We start from the raw sequence: 22,324 nt of genomic DNA, 5'->3' as shown, positions 1-22,324 counted from the left end.
GGCCCGACCTGCTTACTGCTTGTCCAGTACGGCGGTCGCCGCAGCCTTGAGCGGATCGCGAGCGATGGTCTTGGCATCCTGCTCCGCCTTGTGCAGCTGCTGGTTTGCCTTGTCCATCTTCTGCTGCATACCGTTGCCGCTCTCCTTGAGGTCGGCACGCTTCTCGCCCAGCAGGTCGGTGCGGCCTTTTTGCACCTCGGCTTTCACCTTCTCTTTCTCCTGCTTCACCAGCTTGCTGGTATCACAGTTGCCCTTGACCCCCAGAGTGGCATTCACCGATTCGTTTTTGAGGGCCTTGTCGAGGTTGCAGTCGGTTTTCAACAGGCTGGCCTGTGCCCCTGCCGAGAGCAGCCCCAGCGACAGAGAGAGGATCCATGCACGCATCATCTTGTTTACTCCTGCTTGCCAATAAAGGGGCGCAGTGTAGCGATCACGTCCCGACTGGCAAGGCGGCAGTGCCTTCGCCCCCCTTTTATCACCCCAGAGCCAACCTGCTCGGTCAGCGCCTGTCGCCGCAGTTCGTCGTCATAAAAACATCATCGAAATGTCACGTTGTCATATTTCTGTCATTAACCATTGATTAAATGCGCGGGTCATCAACAACCCAAGACGGAACGACCGTCTCAAGAGGCTTTATGCAACACCATCACTCCTTGTCACAGCCGCCCGCGACCCGCGCCCTGTTCAACTGGATGAGTGTCATCGTACTGGTCTACCTGATCCTGGTTGCCGTGGGCGCCATCTCCCACGGCTTCAAAGATTTCTCCGGCGGCGCCGAGGGCGCAGCCCAGATCTTCGCCTTTGCCAACAACCCCTTTGTCGCCCTGCTGCTGGGTATTCTCGCTACCGCGCTGGTGCAATCCTCCAGCACCGTCACCTCGGTGATCGTTGGTCTGGTGGCTGGCGGCCTGCCCATCAGCATGGCCATCCCCATGGTCATGGGTGCCAACCTCGGCACCACCATCACCAACACCATTGTCTCCATGGGCCATGTGCGGGATCGCGCCGAGTTCCGCCGCGCCTTCGCCGCCGCCACCGTGCACGACTTTTTCAACCTGCTGGCAGTGTTCATCTTCCTGCCGCTGGAACTGATGTTCGGTCTGCTGCAACATAGCGCCGAGTGGCTGGCCAACCTGCTGGTAGGCTCCGCCAACATGTCGATGAAGGGCATGGACTTCATGAAGCCGCTGACCGCACCGGCCCAGCAGCTGATTGACAGCGCCGTGGCCTTCCTGCCGGGCAAGGGTGCCGCCATCGCGACCATCATCATCGGTATCCTGCTGATCCTTGCCTGCGTCACGTATCTCGGCAAAGTGCTGCAACAGGTACTGGTTGGCCGCGCCAAAGAGGTGCTGCACAAGGCGCTGGGCCGTGGCCCGCTGACTGGCATTACCTCCGGTGCGCTGGTGACCATCATGGTGCAGTCCTCCTCCACCACCACCAGCCTGATGATCCCGCTGGCCGGCGGCGGCGTGTTCAGCACCCGTCAGCTCTACCCCTTCACCCTGGGGGCCAATATCGGGACCACCATCACCGCCCTGCTGGCTGCCACCGCCATCAGCGGAGCCGGTGCCCAGCTGGCCCTGACCATCGCGCTGGTCCACGTGCTGTTCAACCTCTTTGCCGTGGTCATCATCTATGGCATCCCCTTCCTGCGCGACCTGCCGGTGCGCGCCGCCGAGGGGCTGGCCCGGGTAGGCAGCGAGAACAAGCTGCTGGCTCTGGGTTATGTGACGGGTCTCTTCTTCGCCCTGCCCGCCCTGATGATGGTGGCCGCCAAGTAAGCGCAGCTGCCATGACAAGGGGCGAGTCACCGACTCGCCCCTTTTTGCGTCCAGTTCGACGGGCTTTGCCTGCCTGCTCACATCCTCCCGCCCTGTGGCTCGCCATCAGGGGCGGTGCGCGATAAGATGGCACCCTCATTGCACTTTTTACATTTCATGGAACAGGAAAAACCGATGAAATTCATACTGATCGCACTGCTCATCGCCGGTGTGGCCTACTACTTCTACTCCAGCAGCAACAACAAGAAGCTGGCTGCCGACAACGTACGGATTGGCGCCGAGTTCCTCGCCAGCAACAAGGAGAAGCCGCTGGTGACCACCACCGCCTCCGGCCTGCAGTACGAAGTGCTGACCCCGGGCACCGGCACCGTTCACCCCACCGCCACCAGCAAGGTGAAGGTGCACTACGAGGGCAAGCTGCTGGACGGCACCGTCTTTGACAGCTCGGTCGCCCGTGGCGAGCCCATTGAATTTGGCCTTAATCAGGTTATCTCTGGCTGGACCGAAGGGGTACAGCTGATGGTGGAAGGTGAGAAGACCCGTTTCTACATCCCCGCCAACCTCGCCTACGGCGACCGTGCCGCAGGCAAAATCCCGCCGGGATCAGTCCTGATCTTCGACGTGGAGCTGCTGGGTATCCAGTAAGCGCACCATCAGCAACAAGGCCAGCATCATGCTGGCCTTGTTGCTATGGGAGCGTCACTCCCCCTTGGCGATCCCTTCCCGGCGCGGATCCGCTGCGCCAAACCAGCCGCCAGTGTTGCGCTCAACCCCCTGCAGGCCGGAGGTCTGCTCGTTCAATACCACTTCGTGTCCCCTCGCCTTCAATCCCTCGACCACCGACATGGGGGTGCGCCCGGCTTCCAGCTCGGTGGGGCCGTTGCGGCTGCCAAAGTTGGGTAGGTTGATGGCCTGTTGCAGGTTCAGACCCCAATCCTGGGTGCCGAGCAGGGTCTTGCCCACGTAGTTGATGATGGCGGAGCCCCCCGGAGAGCCCAGCGTCATGGTCAGCTCGCCGCTTGGTTTGTCAAACACCAGCAGGGGTGACATGGAGGAGCGGGGCCGCTTGCCCGGCTCCACCCGGTTTGCCACCGGCAGACCGGCAGCATCTACCGAGGTGAAGGAGAAATCGGTGAGCTGATTGTTGAGCAGGTAGCCGTTGACCATCTGACGCGATCCGAAACCATCCTCGATGGAGCTGGTCATGGAGATAGCCATCCCCGCCTTGTCGACGATCGAGACATGGCTGGTAGAGGGGAGTTCCGGAGTCGCATCCTGGCCCCGCGCCAGCGCCAGTGGCGGCGTACCGGGCTTGGCAATCCCCATGGAGTGCTGACCGACAAGCTTGCCCCGCTCGGCCAGATAGCCCTTGTCCAGCAGCCCCTGCACCGGCACGCTGACAAAATCGCTGTCGGCGACGTACTGGTTGCGATCGGCGAAGGCGAGACGCGCCGCTTCACTGTAGAGGTGGATAGCCTCGCTGGAAGCAGCCAGTCCCACCTCCTTCGTGGTGATCGGCTTGAGGGCCGCCATATCGCGGTTCTCCAGCATGCCGAAGATCTGGCCGAGCGCCAGGGTGCCGGACGAGGGAGTGGGAAAGCCGCAGATCTTGCTCTGGCGATAGTCAAAGCAGAGGCCATCACGCACTTTGGCCTGATAGCTGGCCAGATCGGTGGCCGCCAGTACTCCGGGATTGGTGGGATGTTGGCGTACCTTGGCCACCATGGCATCTGCCAGCGCCCCCCGATAGAAGGCATCCGCCCCCTCTGTGGCCAGAGTGCGCAGCACCATGGCCAGCGCCGGGTTGGTCAGCTTGGTACCCGCCGTTTTGGGGCTGCCATCCGCCTGATAGAAGTAGGCTCGCGCCTGCGGATCCCGTGCCAGATAGGGATCCTTGGCCAGCAATGTGGCCAGCCGTGGACTTATCACAAATCCTTGTTCTGCCAGCCTGATGGCAGGCTCAAACAACTCGGCCCAGGGCAACTTGCCATAACGCTGATGGGCCAGCGCCAGGGCGCGCAGGGTGCCGGGAACGCCAACCGAGCGGCCCCCTACCACCCCGTCATAAAATGCCAGCGGCTTGCCATCTTGCATAAACAGCTGGTCGGTGGCGGCGGCCGGCGCCGTCTCGCGGCCATCCACCGCGCTCACCTTGCGGCCATCCCATACCAGCAGCAGCGTCCCGCCACCGATACCGGAGGATTGCGGCTCTACCAGCGTCAACACCAGTTGCACCGCAATAGCAGCGTCGACGGCACTGCCACCCGCCTTGATGATCTGGTAACCCGCATCCACCGCCAGCGGGTTGGCGGCCGCCACCATGAAGTCATGGCCATGCCAGCCCTGTTTGTCGGTCCAGCCACTGGCCGCCTCCGGCGCGATCAGGGTCTGGGGTGGCGGGCTGTAGTGAAAGCCGTTGTCACTGGCACAACCGGCCAGCAGGGCAAGGGCGACAGCCAGCCCCAGAGATTTGCGCAACATGACACTCTCCTTGTCTGTTTTATGACCACGAGGGTGGACTATGTCACGATTGGCACTGACAGCTCAAGTTATTGAACAAGATCAATATCTTACTCATTTATCAATAATGGTTATGCGCAATAGACATAAAAAAAACCGCCCTCGGGCGGTTTTTGGCAATCAGGCAGAGCAGTTCGCCTAGATGGACTGTTCTTCGCCACCCAGGGCGGCAAACAGCGCCGGAATAAACTGGGAAAGCTCGGCGGTCACCAGCGCGAAGTCGGCATCCAGACGGGCGGCCGGATCTTCGCTGGTCACGTCGTCGTTCTGCTCGCGCAGCTCTTCACTGAACTTCAGGCGCTTGATGGAGAGATCATCCCCCAGCACGAAGCTGACGGTCTCGCCCCAGTTGAGGGCCAGCTTGGTCACCAGCTTGTCGTTGGCCAGGTGGTTCTTGATCTCGTCCGTCATCAGATCCTGCTGCTTGCAGCGGATGATGCCACCGTGCTCCATGGCACTGCGCAGCTCGGCTTCATCTTCAAGGGCGAACGAAGCAGGCAGGTTGCCCTCGTTCAGCCACTCGGTCATGGTGATTTCGGGCGGGTTCTTGAGGGCCACCGGCACCACCGGCAGGGAGCCGATGGATTTGCGCAACAGAGCCAGCAGGTCGTCCGCCTTCTTGGCAGAGCCCGCATCCACCACCATCAAATTGTCGGCCGGATTGATCCAGGCGAAGGTCTGGCTGGTACGACTGAAGGCACGGGGCAACAGGGTGTGGAGGATCTCCTCTTTCAGCGCTTCCTTCTCTTTCTTCTTGAGGGCGCGTCCCTGTTCGAACTCGATCGCCTCTACCTTCTCGGCCAGCATCTCCTTGACCACGGTACCGGGCAGCATCTTCTCCTCTTTGCGGGCGCAGATGAGGATGTGGCCGGAGGCTGAGTGGGTCAGGGTTGAGCCGAATTTGCCAAGGGGCTTGACCCACCCGAAACGGGAGATGTCCTGACTGCCGCAAGGGGTGAAGGCACAGGCTTCCAGCTGGGTTTCCAGCTGATCCACGGTCAGGTCAAAGGGGCGGGTAAAGCGATAAATCTGCAGGTTTTTAAACCACATGGCGTCCTCGGTCTCTAGATTGTCCGGCGGGCATTGTACTAGAGAGGCGCTTTGTGATCAGCCAATCATTCTCGCTAAATAAAGGTCGATCGACTTCACATGGTGCCATCTCGGTTACCGGAAGAGTCATCAAGTTACCCTAGACTGCGAAGATGAAGTTGTTAACAAGGATGAAGATATGTTGCGGCCCAGTCGCCCCGAAGACATGGACGAGATCGTCGAAATCTGGTTGCTGGCCTCCCTGCAGGCCCACGATTTTGTCGATGCCTCCTGCTGGTGGCAGGCTCAGGAGGAGCTGCGCACCCGCTACCTCGATCACGCCCAGATCTGGGTCTTTGAGGAGCGCGGCGATCTGCTCGGTTTTATGGCGCTGGTGGACAACTACCTCGCCGCCCTCTTTGTGCGCCCCGACCGACAGGGACGCGGCGTCGGCCACGCCCTACTGCAGGAGGCCAAGCGTCAGGGGGCGTCGCTCCACGCCCGGGTCTTTGTCGAGAACGACCAGGCGGTGCGCTTCTACCGCCGCCACGGCTTTGTCATCGAGGCCGAGGAGTCCGATCCCCTCACCGGCCACCCCCAGTACAAGATGTGCTGCGAACCCGCATGAACTGACGGCAGCCCCCTGTTTTACTTGAAAAAAACACGGGGCATCCTCATCTTGTCACCATCGGGTGCCACCGGCACCGTCCCTGCAACCGGGCTGCTTTCCAATGAAAATCCTCCATACCGCCGACTGGCACCTTGGCCATCAACTCCATGGTCATGACCGCCGTTTTGAACACGATGCCTTTCTCGACTGGCTGAGCGACACCCTCAAGGCGCGCGAGATCGACGCCCTGCTGGTGGCGGGCGATCTGTTTGATACCGCCAATCCGCCCGCCAGCGCCTGGCAGCAACTCTACCGTTTTTTGGCGCGGCTGCGCGCCGAGATGCCCCACCTCAACATGGTGCTGATCGGCGGCAACCACGACTCCCCCTCCAAGCTCGATGCCCCCCACGAGCTGCTGCGCGCCTTTGATCTTCATCTGGTTGGCAGCATCAGCCGCGACAGTGAGGGCAAGCTCGACACCGACCGCCTGCTGGTACCGCTGCAAGACCGGGAGGGCAACATTGCCGCCTGGTGCGCCGCCGTGCCGTTCCTGCGCAGCAGCGATCTGCGGGTGGAACAGCTGGCTGAGGGGCAGGACAGGCTGATCGAAGGGGTACGCCAGGTCTATGCCGAAGTGCTGGCCGAAGGGCGCGCTCGCTGCGGGGAGGATCTGCCACTTATCGCCATGGGCCACGCCTATCTGGCGGCGGGCCAGCTCTCCGAGCTTTCAGAGCGGCGGGTGCTCGGCGGCAACCAGCACGCCCTGCCTGCCGAACTCTTTGCCGGTGCCGACTACACGGCGCTCGGTCACCTCCATCTGGCCCAGAGCCCGGCCGAGGGGGTGCACTACAGCGGCTCGCCGCTGCCGCTTTCGCTCGCCGAAGCCAACTACAACCATCAGGTGCTGGAAGTGACCTTTGCAGAGGGGAAACTGGCCGGGCTGGAGCGGATCCCGGTGCCCCGCGCAGTGGAGATGATCCGTCTGCCCCAGAGCCCTCTCGACGAGGCACTCGAAGCCATCGAGGCACTGACGCTCCCCCCTTGTCCACAAGAAGCACAGCCCTTCCTCGAAGTTAGGCTGCTGCTGCCCAAGCCCGAAGCCCGCATTCGCGAGCGGATTCTCGCTGCCATCGCCGACAAACCGGTGCGGCTGGCCCGTATCAGCACCCAGTATCAGGGCTCTGGCGAAGGGCTGGCCGATGGCTGCGAGCGGCGCAGGCTCGATGAGCTCTCCCCCACCGAGGTGTTTCGCCTCTGCTATCAGCGCCAGTTCGAGGGGGAACCCGAGGCACAACTGGTCGCCTCGTTTGAAGAGATCCTTGAGCAGGTGAAGGAGTCCAACCAATGAAAATCTTGTCTCTGTCTGGTGAGAATCTGGCCAGTCTGACCGGCGCCTTCACCATCGACTTTACCCGCGGGGCACTCGGCGCCGCCGGGCTGTTTGCCATCACCGGCAATACCGGCGCCGGCAAGAGCACCTTGCTCGACGCCATTTGTCTCGCCCTCTACGACGAGATGCCGCGCTTTATCGCCAATCGCAAGAACGTGGCCGAAGTGGGCCGCATGGATGACGAAGAGAAGCTCAAGGCCAACGACGTGCGCGGCATCCTCAGTCGCGGCCATGCCAGCGGCTTTGCCGAGGTGCAGTTTCGCGGCTGCGATGGCCGCATCTGGCTGGCCCGCTGGGCGGTGCGCCGCGCCCGCAACCGCGCCGAGGGGCGCTTTCAGGCGCAGGAGCGCACCCTGACCGATGTCGAGTCGGGTCAGGTTTTCTCCGGCAGCAAGCGGGAGCTGCAGGATCGCATCGACGAGCTGGTGGGTCTCTCCTGGGAGCAGTTCCGCCGCGCGGTGATCCTGCCGCAGGGGGAGTTTGCCGCCTTCCTCAAATCGGACGCCAACGAGCGCTCCGCCCTGCTCGAACGAATGACCGGCACCGAGCTCTACTCCGCCATCTCCATCCAGACCTATGAGCGGGCACGGGAAGAGCAGCAGAAGCTGGCCGCCATCACTCAACGCCTCGGCGACGTAGCGCTGATGGACGAGGCGACCCGCGAGCAGTGGGTAAGCCGGCAGGTAAGCCTCGCCACCACTCTCAAGCATGAGCAGCAACAGCAGCAGCTGATGCAGGATCTGCGTGACCTCAACGGTCGCATCGCCACCCAGCAGCAAGGTTGCAGTGAGGGGGAAGCCGCGCTGGAAGCCGCCATGCAGGCCCACGGCGCCGCCGCGCCCGAGCGCGAGGAGTTCGCCCGCGCCGAGCAGGCACAGGTGGCCCGCGCCGATCACGACGAGCTGGCCCGCCTCACTCTTGAGGTGCAGCAGCAGGAGAAGGTGATCGCCGAGCTGGGGCCGGAACTTACCAAACTCGAGGAGCAGACCCAGCAGAGCGCCCTTACCGAACAGCAGCTGCTGGCAGAGAAGATCGCCGCCGAGCGGGAGTGGGGCGCCCTGCAACCCGAACTCAAGCGGGCGCAGGAGCTGGACACCCGCATTCGGGAAAAGCAGCAGCAGTTGCAGAAGATCCAGCAGGAGGGGACTCAGGAGCGGGAAGTGCAGCTCACCCTCGAGCAGGGGTGGCGCGAACAGAGTCAGCAGGTGGAACAGCTCAGGCGCCAGCACCAGCAGTGGAGCCTCTGGCTGGAAGAGAACAAGGAGCTGGCACCGGTCGCCCGCCAGTGGCAGCCCCTGCTCACCGCCATGCAGGATTGGGCCGAGGATGCCGACAAGCTGCAGCAACTGCTCACCCTGCGCGATCACAAGCTGCGCGCCCTGCAGCAGCTGCAACGCCAGCTGGAACAGGGCCAGCAGGAGCGCGACTACTGGCAGCGCGAGCAGGAGCGGCTGCAGCAGCAACAGAACGAGCTGCAGGAGCAGCAGTGGGAGAGCCGCCTCGCCAAGGCGCAGGAGCAGTGGCAGCAGCAGACCGAACAGCTGGGCCAGCTACGCCAGCTGCTGGAGCTGGCCGACTATGGCCGCAACCACGGCGAGCAGCATACCCGCTTGCAGCAGGAGATTGCCCAGCTGGAGCAGGCCCTCGGCAAACTCGCCACCCTTGGCGACGAGCTGGCGCCAGCCCGCGAGCGGCTCGCCCTGCAGCGGGACGAGGCGCGTCACGCGCTGGAGCAGTCCCGGGCGGTGGCCACGTTCGAGCAGTATCGCCATATCCTGAACGATGGCACCCCCTGCCCGCTCTGTGGCGCCGAGGAGCACCCCTACAGCCAGAGCCAGCCGCAGGTGGCCGGTATTCTCGGCCAACTGGCGGAGCGGGCCCGCAGCCTCGAACTGGAGTGGGAGCGGCTCAACCATCAATACATTCAGTGCGAGAGCGAGCGTCAGGAGCTGGCTCGCCAGCTGGCAGTGCGCCAGCAGCACCTGCCGGAGCTGGAGGCGCGCGCCGAACAGCTGACCCAGCGCTGGCTGCAGCTGGGAGGCGATACCCTGCTGGGCCATCCGCTGCCGCTGCGCCAGAGCCCCATCGAGTGGAACGAGCTGATGAGCACCCTGCTCGGCCGTGGCCAGGCGCTGGAGCAGGGGCTGGCCCAGAGCCAGCAGCTGCTGCGTCAGGCCCAGCTAGGCCAGCAGCAGTTGCAGGGAGTGCGTCAGCAGCTGAGCCAGCTGAGCGCCCAGCACCAGCAGTTCGAGCAGCAGTGGCAGGAGGCCGACCGTCATCGCATCGCGCTGGAAGGGGAAGTGAAAGCAATGGGCGAGCAGGACGCGACCCTGCGCCAGCGCCTCGAACAGGGGGGCAACCGTCTCGATGAACAGATGGCTGGCCAACCCTGGCGCCAGTGGCTCGGCAGCCAGCAGTGGCGCGAGTGGCAGCGGGCCTGCGAGGCCTGGCTGCACGGCCAGAGCGAGTGGGAGCGGCTGGCCAGCGAGATCGCCAGCCTCACCCCGGCCCTGAGCGCGCAGGAAGCGCGTCTGCAGACCCAACGCGAACTGCTGCACAAGCTGGAGCGGGACTACAAGGAACACGAGCAGCAGCGGCAGGGCCTGCTGACCAGCCGCGCTGCCTGTCTGGGTGGCGAGGAGATAGCACTGGTAGAGAATCGCTGGCAACAGCGGCTGCAGCAGCTCGCCAACGAACTGGAGGCGATGCAACAGAGCGCCCGCACCCTGCGCGAGCGGCAGACCGAGCTCAAGGTCCGCCTCAGCCATGTGGAGCAGGAAAAGCAGACAAGCAGCCGCCGCAAACGGGAGGTGCTGGGTCGCTGGGCTGCCCACGCCAGCACCCTCGGCATCGCCGAATATGACCTGCGCCGCCTGCTGGCCATCAGCCCCGATGAACTCAAGGCGCGCCGCACTGCCCTGCAAGGGCTGGAAGATGCGCTTGGCGAGACGCGTACCCGTCTTGCCGAGCGGCAACGGGCGCTGGCGCTGGAGGAGAGCAAGCGGGAGCGCTATCGCGAGCATCACCCCGAGCTGGCCGCCCTGCCGCAGGAGGAGCTGGTACTGCGGCTCACGGCGCTGGAAGCCCACTGCCGCGAGCTCGACGAGCAACTGTTCGAGTGCAAGAGCACGCTGGCGCAGGCCGAAGCGGCCGCCCTCAAGGCGGGCAGCCTGCAGCAGGAGCTGGCCAGCCAGCAGGCAGTCGCAGATCACTGGCAGCAGCTGTGCGATCTGATCGGGCAGGCCAACGGCGCCAAGTTCCGCACCTTTGCCCAGAGCCTCACCCTCGAGCGCCTGCTGCTGGAGGCTAACGCCCAGCTCGCCGAGCTCTCGCCCCGCTACCGGCTGGAGCGGGTGCCCGGCACCGATCTGGCGCTGCAGGTGGTGGATCTCGATATGGGGGACGAGGTTCGCTCGGTGGACTCCCTCTCCGGCGGCGAGAGCTTTCTGGTGTCGCTGGCGCTGGCACTGGCCCTCTCCAGCCTCTCGTCACGGCAGACCCAGGTCGAATCGCTCTTTATCGACGAAGGGTTCGGCACCCTGGATCCGGACAGTCTGGATCTGGCGCTCGCCAGCCTTGACTCCCTGCAGGCCGCCGGCCGCCAGATCGGGGTTATCTCCCACGTCCAGACCCTGGTGGAGCGGATTGGCGTACAAGTCAGGGTTGAAGCCCTCGGTGGCGGCGAAAGCCGGGTTATCGTCCCCTGACCGTAGCCAATCCCCACAACGACAAGAGCCCGCCAATTGGCGGGCTCTTGCTTGCACGGCGCTCGTTAATCGAAGCGGTAAGCCCCCATGTAGAGGCTGCCGCCATCCCAGCTCTCGTGCAGCAGGGTCGGTGCCTTGCCTTGTGCGGCCCCCAGCGCCACAAAAAGCGGGCGCAGGTGATCGTCATGGGGATGGGACTCCACCGCTCCGGGGGCCAGTCGACGGTAGTCGAGCAGCGCCTCTCGCTCCCCTGCCGCCATCGCCCCTTCCAGCCAGTCGACAAACTGGCTCGCCCAGCGCGGCACCGGCGACCCCTCGGGCCCCAACGCCCGCAGGTTATGGGTGATGGCGCCGGAGGCGAGGATACCAATCCCCTGACGGCGCAATTCGGCAAGTGCCTCTCCCAGTTGCCAGAGCTGGTTCGGGGTGAAGCTGGCAGGGATGGAGATCTGCACCAGCGGGATCTCGCTGTCCGGGTCGATCAGGGAGAGCGGTGACCAGACTCCGTGATCCAGCTCGCGCCGCACCGGGGTGGCTGCCAGCCCCGCCTGCGTCAGCTGATCACCCACCGCCTGCTGTAACCATTCGGGGCTGCTGGCTGGCCAGCGCATCCGGTAGAGCGGCTCGGGGAAACCATAGAAGTCGTACATCAGCGCCGGTTTGGGCTCGACGTTGATCTGCAGCTCGCGACTGAACCAGTGAGCGGAGATGACCACCAATCCCTTGAGATCCCCCAGCCGCAGGGTGCTCAGAAAACGGGTGGCAGGTTGATCACGCAACACCAGATCCGGTGCGCCGTGAGAGATAAACCAGACAGGGGCGAGGGACATAACAGTGACTCCAGCAAGGGTTTGGATGGCGATTTTTGCCACAAGGCAACGCCGCTGAATTCATTATCAGTCCGCCTAAAAAGGTTAACAATCAGGCTAAATGGATAATCACTATCAACCCATTATTGATAATCAGACACCCAGCTCAACAATTGTCAAAAGAGGGCAACCCGGCTGGTTAACCCGTTTTGCGGTTACCCCCGCAACCTGATGACCGTTCAATGCCTCTCGCCGGAAAGGGCCACGCGGGTCGCCGCCCCCTGAGCCTGCCACTCCTGCAACAGCAATCGCTCTGCGGCCACCTCTGCCGAGACCGGTGCCGCTCCTTCGGCAGAGTGGTTGCCGGTAAAGGCTGAGCGCCAGTGGTGATTGCCCGGCCAGCTGGCGTCAGGCATGGCATGGGCCAGCAGCAGTGCCCCCGCCAGCAAAAGCAGTACCGGGCCACCCCATGGGCTGTTTTCCATCTGTTTCCCCTTCACAAGCGCGCCAATGGGCTAACATCTTTGCGCAAGCTGGTGACAAGACGGTGACAGTGAGCAGGTGGTCATTTTACAACATCTGAACCTTCTCTCCGCCAATAAGACACAGATGGCAACATTTGTCGTCAATCAGCTCAGACCAGTGGATGCATGCTCTAAAAAGTGACCAACAGGAAAACGTTATCCCTGAAAAGAAAACGTTATCTGGTCAAAACGTTGTTTCTGGATCATAAAAAGAATCCAAAAACTGGTGTATATTGCTCGGCGGAAACTCCTTAACCATGAAGACTGACATGAAAAAGACCAAAATCGTCTGCACCATCGGTCCCAAGACCGAATCCAAAGAAATGCTGGCAAAAATGCTGGACGCCGGCATGAACGTCATGCGCCTGAACTTCTCTCACGGTGATTACGAAGAGCACGGCACCCGTATCCGCAACCTGCGCGAAGTGATGGCCGAGACCGGCAAGCGCGCAGCTATCCTGCTGGATACCAAGGGTCCGGAAATCCGTACCATGAAGCTGGAAGGTGGCAATGACGTAGCACTGGTTGCTGGCCAGACCTTCACCTTCACCACCGACCAGACCGTGGTTGGCAACAAAGACAAAGTGGCCGTGACCTATGCTGGTTTCGCCAACGACCTGCGCGTCGGCAACCGCATCCTGGTTGACGACGGCCTGATCGGTCTGGACGTCATCGAAATCACCGAGCGCGAAGTTGTTTGTAAAGTACTGAACAACGGCGATCTGGGCGAGAACAAGGGCGTCAACCTGCCGGGCGTCTCCATCAAGCTGCCGGCCCTGGCCGAGAAAGACAAGCGCGACCTGATCTTCGGTTGCGAGCAGAGCGTTGATTTCGTTGCTGCTTCCTTCATCCGCAAGAAAGAAGACGTACTGGAAATCCGTGAGCACCTGAAAGCCCACGGTGGCGAGAACATCCAGATCATCTCCAAGATCGAAAACCAGGAAGGTCTGGACAACTTCGACGAGATCCTGGCTGTGTCCGACGGCATCATGGTTGCTCGTGGCGACATGGGTGTCGAGATCCCGGTTGAAGAGGTAATCTTCGCCCAGAAGATGATCATCGCCAAGTGCAACAAGGCCCGCAAAGTGGTTATCACCGCCACCCAGATGCTGGACTCCATGATCAAGAACCCGCGTCCGACCCGCGCCGAAGCTGGTGACGTGGCCAACGCCATCCTGGACGGTACCGACGCAGTCATGCTGTCCGGTGAATCCGCCAAGGGTAAGTACCCGCTGGAAGCCGTGACCATCATGGCCACCATCTGCGAGCGTACTGATGCCGTGATGCCGTCCAACCTGTCTGCTGCCAACGACAGCAACAAGCTGCGCATCACCGAAGCCGTATGTAAAGGCGCCGTAGAGACCTCCGAGAAGCTGGACGCCCCGCTGATCGTGGTCGCTACCGAAGGCGGCAAGTCTGCCAAGGCCATTCGCAAGTACTTCCCGAAAGCCTGGATCCTGGCTATCACCACCAACAAGAAAACTGCTGCCCAGCTGGTTCTGACCAAGGGTGTGGTTGCTCACGTGGTTGACAGCATCGCCTCTACCGACGATTTCTATCGCATCGGTAAAGAAGCCGCGCTGGAAATCGGCATGGGTCTGAAAGGTGACGTGGTTGTGATGGTCTCCGGTGCTCTGGTACCGAGCGGCACAACCAACACCGCTTCTGTTCACGTTCTTTAATCAGAGCTGAACGAGTTGAAAACGGCGCCTGCGGGCGCCGTTTTTTTTGTCCCTCCCCCCTGCTTACCTGACAAGCCCGGTGTTAGAATCCACGCGAATTTAATCTATGCGGGAAATCTCCCGAATATCGCGTAATAACCCGGAAGTTATATGCCCTCAATACGTTTTAAAAGAGCCTCGGCCACCCTGTTGCCGCTGCTCTGTCTCCTCGCCAGCCTCTGCGTGCCGCAAGCCATGGCGCAAGATGTCCCCTCTCGCAACGCAGTTCAGCGAGCGCTGGATGGTCTGGGTAAATCAGAAACCCTGACCGTCAGTCAGCAAGCGGATCAGAAGTTGCTGACCGAAACCCTCGGCCTGCTCGACAGCATCGACAAGGAAGAGGCGAAGGCCAAGACCCAGGCCCAGCGGATCCGCAACCTGCCCACCGAACTCAGAGAGATCAGCGCCAAACTCGATGCCCTGACCAAGGGCAAGAGTGCCGAGCAGATCAAGAGCGAATACGCCAGCATGAGTCTGGCAGAGCTCGACAGCCGTCAGCCGGAAGTGCTGGCCAACATGCAGGCGGCCCAGGAGGCCCTCGGCGCCATCGGCAGCCAGCTCACCAGCTTGCAGACCCTGCCGGAGCGGGCCCAGGCCAGCATGAGCCGTGCCTACCAGCGCAGTCAGGAGATCCGTACCCGCCTCAACGCCGGTGAAAGCGTCTCCAGCGCCGAGAAGATGAAGCTCGGTGCCGAGCTGGCCCTGCTCGACCTGCAACTGGCCCACCTGCAAAAGGAGCTGGATAACCGTACCAGCATGCAGGATCTGGCGATCAAGCAGCGCGACTACCAGAGTGCCCGTCTCGCCAGCGAAGAGCAGAAACTGCAGCTGTTGCAGGATCAAAGCAGCGCCAAGCGCCTCGGCGACACCGAAAAAACCGCCGAGCAGACCGGTGAACTGGTGGCGACCGAAGACAGCCCGCTGGTGCAAAAAGAGCAGGAGCTCAACCACCAGCTCAGCCAGCAGCTGATCGGTGCCACCACCAGCCTCAACTCGCTGGTCCAGAAAAACCTGCAAGCCAAGAGCTGGCTGGAGCGCGGCATCCAGACCGAGCGCAACCTCAATGAACAGGTGCAGATGCTCAAGGGCAATCTGCTGCTATCACGCATCCTCTATCAGCTCTATCAGCAGCTGGAGGCGGCCCCCACCATCGCCGTCAAAAACCTTGAAGAGCAGATCGCCGATCTCCATCTGGCCCAGTTTGAACTGAGCCAGCAGCGTGACCAGCTGTTCCAGAAGAACCTCTATCTGGACAATCTGATCGCCGGCAGCAAGGATCCGGTGAGCGAGGAGGACAAGGAGAGCCTTGCCAAGCTGCTCGACACCCGCATCAATCTGCTCGATCAGCTCAACCGCCAACTCGACAGCCAGCTCACCAACGCCATCAGCCTGCAGCTGACCCAGCAGCAGCTGGCTCGGGTCTATGCCTCTATTGAATTTACCCTGCAGCAACACATCTTCTGGGTAAGCAGCAACAAGCCCATCGACAGCAAGTGGTTTATCAGCTGGCCCGCCCAGGCCTACAAACAAGCCTCCGACTGGGTATTGAAACCGGACTGGAAACGCTGGCGCGAAGAGCTGCTGGGGATCTCCCTGCTCGCCTTCCCGCTGCTGCTGATCGGCGGCCTGCTGGTCTGGAAACGTCCGGCGCTGGTTGAGCGCGAGAAGAAGATCACCAAGGACCTTGGCCGTTTCCGTCAGGACAGCCAGTGGCACACCCCGCGCGCCCTGCTCTATACCGTGCTGCAACGCCTGCCGGGCAGCATGTTCATTCTGGCTGGCGGTCTGCTGCTCACCTACTGCGGTCTGCTCAGTCCCAAGCTGATGTTCCAGATCACCCTGAACCTCGCCCTCGGTTATCTGGTGTTCAGCGTCTATCTGGCGGTGATGCGCCCGGGCGGCATCGCCGAGACCCACTTCCGGATCCCGAAAGCGGAGCTGCAGGCCAAGCGCAACAGCATGCGCTACATCTGGTTGCCACTGCTGCCGCTCATCATGCTCGCAACCAAGGCGGTGGTTGAACCCTCCACCCTGGGCAACGACGTGATCGGCCAGGCCATGACCCTGACCCTGCTGGGGCTGGCCGCCTATCTGGTGTTCCCCATCTCCCGCGCCCGCATCAAGGGCGAGGCGAGCATGCAGAAGTCGCTGATCGCCATCGCCCTGGCGCTGGCACCGGTGGCGCTGATCGTGCTGGCGGTGCTCGGTTACTACTACACCGCGCTGAAGCTAACCGGTCGCCTGATCGAATCCTTCTACCTCATCATCATCTGGAGCCTGGTCTACCGCACAGCCCTGCGTGGTCTGGAGCTGGCAGCCCGTCGTCTGGCCTACCGCCGTGCGGTGGCCAAGCGTGAGCACAAATCTTCGGAAGATGCGGAAGGTGGCGAGTCCATCGAAGAGCAGCCCATGGATCTGGAGGATGTCAGCCAGCAGTCCCTGCGTCTGACCCGTACCGTGCTGATGCTGATCTTCGGCGTCGCCTTCTACTGGCTCTGGTCCGATCTGGTCGCGGTCTTCTCCTACCTCGACAGCATGGTGCTGTGGCACCGCAGTGAAGGCACCGGCGCCAACGCCGTGCTGTTCCCCATCAGCCTGAGTGACGTGCTGATCGGCTTCCTGCTGCTCGGCGGTGCCTGGTCACTGGCGCGCAACCTGCCGGGCTTGCTGGAGGTGCTGGTGCTCTCCAAGCTCAACCTGGCTCAGGGGACCGCCTACGCCATCACCACCATGCTTAACTACGTACTGATCGGCTTTGGCTCCCTCACCGCTCTCTCGATGATGGGCGTGCAGTGGGACAAGCTGCAGTGGGTAGCGGGTGGTCTGTCAGTCGGTATCGGTTTCGGCATGAAGGAGATCCTCTCCAACTTCGTCTCCGGCATCATCATCCTGTTCGAACGTCCGGTGCGGATCGGTGACACCGTCACCATCGGCTCCTTCTCCGGTACCGTCTCGCGGATCCGCATTCGCGCCACCACCCTGACCGACTTCGACCGCAAAGAGGTGATCATCCCCAACCAGCAGCTGATGACAGAACGGCTCATCAACTGGTCGCTGAGTGACACCGTCACCCGGGTGATCGTACGGGTGGGCGTGGCGTACGGCTCGGATCTCGAGCTGACCCGCACCCTGCTCAAACAGGCGGCCGACGAAAACAGCCGCGTGCTGAAAGATCCGGCCCCCATCGTCTACTTCCTCACCTTTGGCGCCAGCACGCTTGATCACGAGCTGCGCTTCTTCGTGAGCGAACTGGGGGATCGCAACCCGGCGGTGGACGAGTTGAACCGCAAGATCGACCAGCTGTTCCGCGAGAACGGCATCGAGATCGCCTTCAACCAGATGGATGTCTACATCAAGAACATGCAGGGCGAAGAGCAGAAGGTGGAGTCCAACTCCGCCGCCCTGCCGCCGCCCGCAGAAGATGGCAAACAGCCAGCCTGATAGCGAACTACATGAATCTGATGGCAACAGCCGCTCACCTAGGTGAGCGGCTTTTTTATGCCCTGTCTATGGCGATAGAGACAGTTATCCATTGCCAGCATCAGTGAAAGCCACGCAACAGTGCGGCCATCGCACTTGATAAAATATAAAGAGAAATAAAAGTCTAAAAACAGACACTTGCCCCACACCACTACTTACCGCATGGATGAAACCTGCGCCCTTCTCCCCTCACTGCTTACCCCATACCGCGCTCGCTCCGGCTCCCGGATTTTTATAACTTTTTTTAATTTTATTTGAGTGTCCTCTTCATCCTGACCATTGCAAAGTGGCGCCATTCCCGCGCCGGGCCCTGTGACCACCGTCCGGCTGACACCGACTTGCTCATTTGATAATTGAAAGGATCCGAGAGATGAAACACTCCTTGATGGTAATGGGGTTGGCCGCCTGTCTGGCATTAAGCGGCTGCCAGAATATGGACACCAAGAAAGTCCTGATAGGTGCAGCTGCGCTGGGGGCCATCGGCGCTGCTGGCTATTACGCCGGGAAAAAGCACAGCGATAACAAACACGAGCATGATGGCCAGCATGACGATAGCGATGACCAGCATATGGCCACCAGCAAGATGCCCCGTTACTGCTCGGGGGAAGCGGCCAGCAAATTCCATGTCTCCCCGCGCGATATCACCACCGAGTCGGCAGAAGAGAGTGGCCACAGATACAAGGTCTATGGCCAGTACGAGACCGATGATGATGCAGTCGATTTTACCTGCACCTTCAATCACGACGGTCGTTTCCTCTCGGTCGTTCGCAGCTGATTGGCCAGCGGTTACAGCCAATCACCACAGGCTCCCCATACAGGACACTCACGATGAAACAGCAACGCAGCATGATCGCCAGCCTCATTACGCTGGCCCTGCTTGGCCTCGCTCCATACGCCGGTGCCACCAGCGGCCACTCCGGGGTGGATCTGGCCAGCATGGATAACAGTGTGCGCGCGGCGGACGATCTGTTTCGCCACGTCAACGGCAACTGGCTGGCCCAGACCCGGATACCGGATGACATGCCGGGGCAGACCATCGGCAATCTGTTGGCGGACAAGTCGCTGGAGGATCGCAAGGTGTTGCTGGAGGCGCTGCTCAAGCGCCCGCAACAGTCCGGAACCCCTCGCCAGCAGATCGCCGATCTCTACGCCAGCTATCTGGATCAGGCCGGGCGGGATGCCAAAGGGCTGACCCCCATTCAACCACTGCGCGACGAGATCATGGCCATCCATGATGGCGCCTCGCTAGCCACCTACTTTGCCCGGGTCAGCAAGCTGGGCGGCGGCGCTCCCTTTGGTATCGGGATCATGGCCGACAAGAAGCAGCCTGACAGCTACGGGATCTACCTGCAGCAATCCGGCCTCGGTCTGCCGGATCGGGACTACTACCTGAATGCAGATGCCGCCAGCAAGACACTGCGGGCCAGCTACGAGCAGTTCATTACCACCCTGCTCAACCATGCCGGCGTCGAGGGGGCGAGCGAGCAGGCCCATCGCATTCTGGCGCTGGAGACCCGCCTCGCCAGCCTGCAGTGGGACAGAGTCAAGCGGCGGGATGACAACCTCACCTACAACAAACTGCCCATCGCCCGCCTCAGTCAGTTGCTGCCCACCCTGGATTGGCAACGCTACCTGGCAGAGGCCGGTATCGCCGGGGAAACGGAGATCATCGTTAGTGAGCCGGACTATCTGGAGAAGCTGACCGCCGTGATGCAGGAGACCAGCATCGCGCAGTGGCAATCCTACTGCCTGTTCCATCTGCTACGCACTTATGCGCCCTATCTCGACAGCCAGAGCAATGCCCTGCACTTCGCTTTCTACGGTACGACCCTGAGCGGCATCCCACGGCAGAGGGAGCCCTGGAAGCAGGCCATGGAGGTGCTGGACGACTATCTGGGTCAGGCGGTGGGCAAACTCTACGTGGAGCGCTACTTCCCGGCCGAAGCCAAGGCACAGATGGCGACCATGGTACGCAATCTGATCGCCGCCTATCGCCAGGAGATCGGTGGGCTCGACTGGATGTCTGCCCCGACCAAACAGCAGGCGCTGGCGAAACTGGAGAAGGTACGGGTCAAGATCGGCTATCCCGACCAGTGGCAGGATTACAGCGCAATCGAGATCCGTCCCGATGATCTGGTCGGCAATGCCCAGCGCGCGGCCACGGTACGTTACAACAAGCACCTTGCCCGCCTCCATCAACCGGTGGATCGGGAGGAGTGGTTCGACAATCCGCAGACAGTGAACGCCTACTACAACCCGAACAACAACGAGATCGTCTTCCCGGCAGCCATACTGCAACCGCCCTACTTCGATCTGAAGGCGGATGATGCGGTCAACTATGGCGCTATCGGCGCGGTCATCGGTCACGAGTTGAGCCATGGTTTCGATGATCAGGGGGCCAAATTCGATGGCAACGGTGCCTTGCACAACTGGTGGGCTCCGGCCGATCTCAAGGAGTTCACCGCCAGAGCGCAAAAACTGGCAAAACAGTACGACCGTTTCGAGCCCATCAAGGGGGAGCATGTCAATGGCCAGCTGACCCTTGGCGAGAACATCGGCGATCTCGGTGGCCTGACCATCGCCCACAAGGCGTACCAGCTCGCCCTGGGCAACCGCCTGCCAGCGGTGCTCGATGGCTTCACCGGCGAGCAGCGTTTCTTTATCGGCTGGGCGCAGGTGTGGAAAGGAAAGTACCGGCCCGAGCTCGCTGCCGTTCTGCTCAAGACAGATCCCCACTCGCCGCTGGAGTACCGGGTCAACGGCGTCGTCGCTAATATGCCGGCCTTCTATCGCGCCTTTGCCATCAAGCCGGGATACAAGCTCTATCTGCCACCTTCCGAGCGTGTGAAGATTTGGTGACCACCAGCAGGGGCCCTGGCCCGAAAAGCTCCAGCAGATGGACCACCTCCACCTGAGCTGAAGATGACCGACACAGGGAGTGTCTGTTTTACCCTGTCTGGTTTTTCCCGACCCACATGTGCCTGACCATGTGGGTTTTTTTGACCCTTTTGCCCCGCCGCTTCTCCTCAGCCTGCCCTGCTTTCACCTGATACGGTCACGGCACACAACTCTGCCATTTTCTCGCCTTTGCCATTGGCTGAAAAACCGGCGGCGGAACCGCTATAAATCGGTTTACCACCAAACAGGTCTGACCTATGGTAAAGCATGTAAAAGATGCATCGTGGAGCCGCTTTTCCTATGAATGACCGAGAACTGCAACAGATCCTGTTTCGCTCCTTCGATGTGATCCCGCTGCCTATTCTGGTGTCCGAATCCATTGCCCGTCACGATGGCTGCTCACCCGACATGATCCCGCAGCGGCGCCACCGCTTCCTGAATAAAGCCTTCATTGAGCAACTGGGCTACAACCTTGACGATCTTCCGGACATGGCTTCCTGGTTTCAGGTCGCCTACCCGGATGAAGGGTATCGCCGCACCATCATCGACTCCTGGCACTCCCAGGTGGAACAGAGCTTGTCGCAAGGGCTGGAGGTCGCCGAAATGCCTGCGCTGATCCGCTGCAAGAGCGGTCAGTCGCGCTGGTTTATCGTCACTGCCCAGCTGGGAGCCGATGCCATCCCGGATGGCCATATCGTCACCTTTCGCGATATCCACGATCTGCAGTGTATGGTGGAAGAGGTGAGCCGCCTCTCCTGCACCGATCCGCTCACCGAACTGACCAACCGGCGTGGCGCCCAGCAACAGTTGCAGGCCCTTTGGTTGCAGGGTGAGCCCCTCTCGGTGGTGTTGGGAGATATCGACCATTTCAAGCAAGTCAATGACCGCTACGGCCACCCTGCGGGCGATGCCGCGCTCTGCGCCGTCGCCCACGCCATGGCTGGCCAGCTGTTGCCGGGGGAGAGTCTGGCCCGTTGGGGCGGAGAGGAGTTCCTGCTGATCCTGCCTGGCTGCGATATTGAACAGGCGGCACGGCGCGCCGAACAGCTGCGCCAGCATGTCAGTACCACCCGCTTGCCATGGCAGGGGAAGCAGCTATCCCTCACCATCAGTCTGGGGTGTGCCAGCATGAAGGGACAGGAGAGCATCGACTATCTGCTGATGATGGCCGACCGGGCCCTTTATCAGGCCAAGGATCAGGGCCGTAACCGGGTTGTCATCTCGACGGAATAGAGTGATCACCAGAAAGGGAAGCCGACTCGCGGCCATAAAAAAACCGAAGCACAAGGCTTCGGTTTTTTACTGCGCAACTGGCGTGAGCCAGCCGGGCATTACTTCTTGATACGGATAACCGGGGTCTCGCCCACAGTCACGGCACCAGTCATTTTGATCAGCTCTTTGATCTCGTCCATGTTGGAGATGACAACCGGAGTCAGGGTAGACTTGGCTTTCGCTTCCAGAACGGCCAGATCGAACTCGATGATGGTGTCGCCGCGCTTGACCTGCTGGCCTTCCTGAGCGATACGTTTGAAGCCTTCGCCTTTCAGTTCAACGGTGTCGATACCGAAGTGAACGAACAGCTCGATACCGGAGTCGGATTCCAGAGAGAACGCGTGGTTGGTCTCGAAAATCTTGCCGATGGTACCATCGCACGGCGCAACCATCTTGTTGCCAGCCGGCTTGATGGCGATACCGTCACCAACGATCTTCTCGGCGAAGACAACGTCAGGCACATCTTCGATCGGCACGATTTCGCCAGACAGCGGAGCAAAGATTTCGATGCCGCCGGTGTCAGAGCTATCGTCGGAAACCAGTTTCTTCAGTTTATCAAACAGACCCATATAAAGCTCCT

16 protein-coding genes are annotated in these 22,324 nt (G+C 61.4%); 10 read left to right on the top strand and 6 right to left on the bottom strand.

The genetic code is table 11. From position 1 onward, the window contains the following. Positions 1-12: 12 nt before the first annotated feature. Positions 13-387, bottom strand: a complete 375-nt coding sequence (locus tag AB5Y73_RS05270; protein ID WP_118854130.1) for a hypothetical protein — start codon at positions 385-387, stop codon at positions 13-15. Between the two features lie 248 nt (positions 388-635). Here AB5Y73_RS05270 and AB5Y73_RS05265 point away from each other — a divergent pair, with 248 nt between their 5' ends. Both AB5Y73_RS05265 and AB5Y73_RS05260 read left to right on the top strand, forming a co-directional pair. Then, positions 636-1,784, top strand: coding sequence for a sodium:phosphate symporter (locus AB5Y73_RS05265; protein ID WP_005338243.1), 1,149 nt, complete (start codon positions 636-638; stop codon positions 1,782-1,784). A gap of 174 nt (positions 1,785-1,958) precedes the next feature. Then, positions 1,959-2,429, top strand: coding sequence for an FKBP-type peptidyl-prolyl cis-trans isomerase (locus AB5Y73_RS05260; protein WP_118854131.1), 471 nt, complete (start codon positions 1,959-1,961; stop codon positions 2,427-2,429). A 54-nt stretch (positions 2,430-2,483) separates the two neighbouring features. Here the strand turns inward: AB5Y73_RS05260 and ggt are convergent, their stop codons facing one another. Both ggt and rdgC read right to left on the bottom strand, forming a co-directional pair. Next, complete coding sequence (gene ggt, locus AB5Y73_RS05255; RefSeq protein ID WP_279499285.1) at positions 2,484-4,265, bottom strand: gamma-glutamyltransferase; 1,782 nt, start codon at positions 4,263-4,265, stop codon at positions 2,484-2,486. A gap of 177 nt (positions 4,266-4,442) precedes the next feature. Beyond that, a complete protein-coding gene (rdgC, locus tag AB5Y73_RS05250) occupies positions 4,443-5,354 on the bottom strand; it encodes a recombination-associated protein RdgC (RefSeq protein ID WP_279499286.1) in 912 nt (303 codons plus the stop codon). 178 nt (positions 5,355-5,532) lie between these two features. Here rdgC and AB5Y73_RS05245 point away from each other — a divergent pair, with 178 nt between their 5' ends. The 3 genes from AB5Y73_RS05245 (at position 5,533) to AB5Y73_RS05235 (ending at position 11,040) form a co-directional block, all read left to right on the top strand. Further along, positions 5,533-5,961, top strand: coding sequence for a GNAT family N-acetyltransferase (locus AB5Y73_RS05245; RefSeq protein WP_368147348.1), 429 nt, complete (start codon positions 5,533-5,535; stop codon positions 5,959-5,961). Positions 5,962-6,064: 103 nt separating this feature from the next. Beyond that, on the top strand, positions 6,065-7,291 hold the full coding sequence (locus tag AB5Y73_RS05240; RefSeq protein ID WP_279499287.1) for an exonuclease SbcCD subunit D C-terminal domain-containing protein: 1,227 nt from the start codon (positions 6,065-6,067) through the stop codon (positions 7,289-7,291). Further along, positions 7,288-11,040 carry an AAA family ATPase gene (locus tag AB5Y73_RS05235; RefSeq protein WP_279499289.1) on the top strand — a complete coding sequence of 1,251 codons (3,753 nt, stop codon included), beginning with the start codon at positions 7,288-7,290 and terminating at the stop codon, positions 11,038-11,040. The genes AB5Y73_RS05240 and AB5Y73_RS05235 overlap by 4 nt, the downstream gene beginning before the upstream one ends. Positions 11,041-11,105: 65 nt before the next feature. Here the strand turns inward: AB5Y73_RS05235 and AB5Y73_RS05230 are convergent, their stop codons facing one another. Next, a complete protein-coding gene (locus AB5Y73_RS05230) occupies positions 11,106-11,870 on the bottom strand; it encodes a class III extradiol ring-cleavage dioxygenase (RefSeq protein WP_368147346.1) in 765 nt (254 codons plus the stop codon). A gap of 218 nt (positions 11,871-12,088) precedes the next feature. Further along, entirely contained in the window at positions 12,089-12,334 is a 246-nt protein-coding gene (locus AB5Y73_RS05225) for a hypothetical protein (protein WP_203131030.1), read from the bottom strand. 308 nt (positions 12,335-12,642) lie between these two features. Between AB5Y73_RS05225 and pykF the strand changes: the two genes are divergently transcribed. The 5 genes from pykF to AB5Y73_RS05200 all read left to right on the top strand — a co-directional run bounded on the left by pykF (position 12,643) and on the right by AB5Y73_RS05200 (position 21,705). After that, positions 12,643-14,055, top strand: a complete 1,413-nt coding sequence (gene pykF, locus AB5Y73_RS05220; RefSeq protein ID WP_279499291.1) for a pyruvate kinase PykF — start codon at positions 12,643-12,645, stop codon at positions 14,053-14,055. Between the two features lie 150 nt (positions 14,056-14,205). Further along, entirely contained in the window at positions 14,206-17,535 is a 3,330-nt protein-coding gene (gene mscK, locus AB5Y73_RS05215) for a mechanosensitive channel MscK (RefSeq protein WP_181497512.1), read from the top strand. Positions 17,536-17,944: 409 nt separating this feature from the next. Continuing rightward, complete coding sequence (locus AB5Y73_RS05210) at positions 17,945-18,349, top strand: hypothetical protein (protein WP_042052664.1); 405 nt, start codon at positions 17,945-17,947, stop codon at positions 18,347-18,349. A gap of 53 nt (positions 18,350-18,402) precedes the next feature. Beyond that, the gene (locus tag AB5Y73_RS05205) at positions 18,403-20,433 is read left to right on the top strand and encodes a M13 family metallopeptidase (protein ID WP_118854146.1); all 2,031 of its coding nucleotides are present in this window, start codon (positions 18,403-18,405) and stop codon (positions 20,431-20,433) included. Positions 20,434-20,772: 339 nt separating this feature from the next. Beyond that, positions 20,773-21,705, top strand: coding sequence for a GGDEF domain-containing protein (locus AB5Y73_RS05200; protein ID WP_103251314.1), 933 nt, complete (start codon positions 20,773-20,775; stop codon positions 21,703-21,705). A 98-nt stretch (positions 21,706-21,803) separates the two neighbouring features. Here the strand turns inward: AB5Y73_RS05200 and crr are convergent, their stop codons facing one another. Then, positions 21,804-22,313 (bottom strand): PTS glucose transporter subunit IIA, encoded by a 510-nt coding sequence (gene crr / locus AB5Y73_RS05195; protein WP_005338264.1) that lies wholly within the window; start codon positions 22,311-22,313, stop codon positions 21,804-21,806. Positions 22,314-22,324 lie beyond the last annotated feature (11 nt).

This window comes from Aeromonas sp. s7(2024) (genome assembly GCF_040907825.1).
GTDB lineage: Bacteria > Pseudomonadota > Gammaproteobacteria > Enterobacterales > Aeromonadaceae > Aeromonas > Aeromonas veronii.
Note: the sequence above shows the minus strand (reverse complement) of the source record. Positions and strands in the feature narration are given on the sequence as shown.

Bases quoted from the DNA above. Each gene is read 5' to 3' on its own strand.
- AB5Y73_RS05225 (WP_203131030.1), bottom strand. From the start codon at position 12,334: ATGGAAAACAGCCCATGGGGTGGCCCGGTACTGCTTTTGCTGGCGGGG.
- AB5Y73_RS05230 (WP_368147346.1), bottom strand. From the start codon at position 11,870: ATGTCCCTCGCCCCTGTCTGGTTTATCTCTCACGGCGCACCGGATCTG.
- AB5Y73_RS05200 (WP_103251314.1), top strand. From the start codon at position 20,773: ATGAATGACCGAGAACTGCAACAGATCCTGTTTCGCTCCTTCGATGTG.
- AB5Y73_RS05260 (WP_118854131.1), top strand. From the start codon at position 1,959: ATGAAATTCATACTGATCGCACTGCTCATCGCCGGTGTGGCCTACTAC.
- pykF (WP_279499291.1), top strand. From the start codon at position 12,643: ATGAAAAAGACCAAAATCGTCTGCACCATCGGTCCCAAGACCGAATCC.
- AB5Y73_RS05205 (WP_118854146.1), top strand. From the start codon at position 18,403: ATGAAACAGCAACGCAGCATGATCGCCAGCCTCATTACGCTGGCCCTG.
- AB5Y73_RS05270 (WP_118854130.1), bottom strand. From the start codon at position 387: ATGATGCGTGCATGGATCCTCTCTCTGTCGCTGGGGCTGCTCTCGGCA.
- mscK (WP_181497512.1), top strand. From the start codon at position 14,206: ATGCCCTCAATACGTTTTAAAAGAGCCTCGGCCACCCTGTTGCCGCTG.
- AB5Y73_RS05210 (WP_042052664.1), top strand. From the start codon at position 17,945: ATGAAACACTCCTTGATGGTAATGGGGTTGGCCGCCTGTCTGGCATTA.
- rdgC (WP_279499286.1), bottom strand. From the start codon at position 5,354: ATGTGGTTTAAAAACCTGCAGATTTATCGCTTTACCCGCCCCTTTGAC.
- AB5Y73_RS05235 (WP_279499289.1), top strand. From the start codon at position 7,288: ATGAAAATCTTGTCTCTGTCTGGTGAGAATCTGGCCAGTCTGACCGGC.
- ggt (WP_279499285.1), bottom strand. From the start codon at position 4,265: ATGTTGCGCAAATCTCTGGGGCTGGCTGTCGCCCTTGCCCTGCTGGCC.
- AB5Y73_RS05240 (WP_279499287.1), top strand. From the start codon at position 6,065: ATGAAAATCCTCCATACCGCCGACTGGCACCTTGGCCATCAACTCCAT.
- AB5Y73_RS05265 (WP_005338243.1), top strand. From the start codon at position 636: ATGCAACACCATCACTCCTTGTCACAGCCGCCCGCGACCCGCGCCCTG.
- crr (WP_005338264.1), bottom strand. From the start codon at position 22,313: ATGGGTCTGTTTGATAAACTGAAGAAACTGGTTTCCGACGATAGCTCT.
- AB5Y73_RS05245 (WP_368147348.1), top strand. From the start codon at position 5,533: ATGTTGCGGCCCAGTCGCCCCGAAGACATGGACGAGATCGTCGAAATC.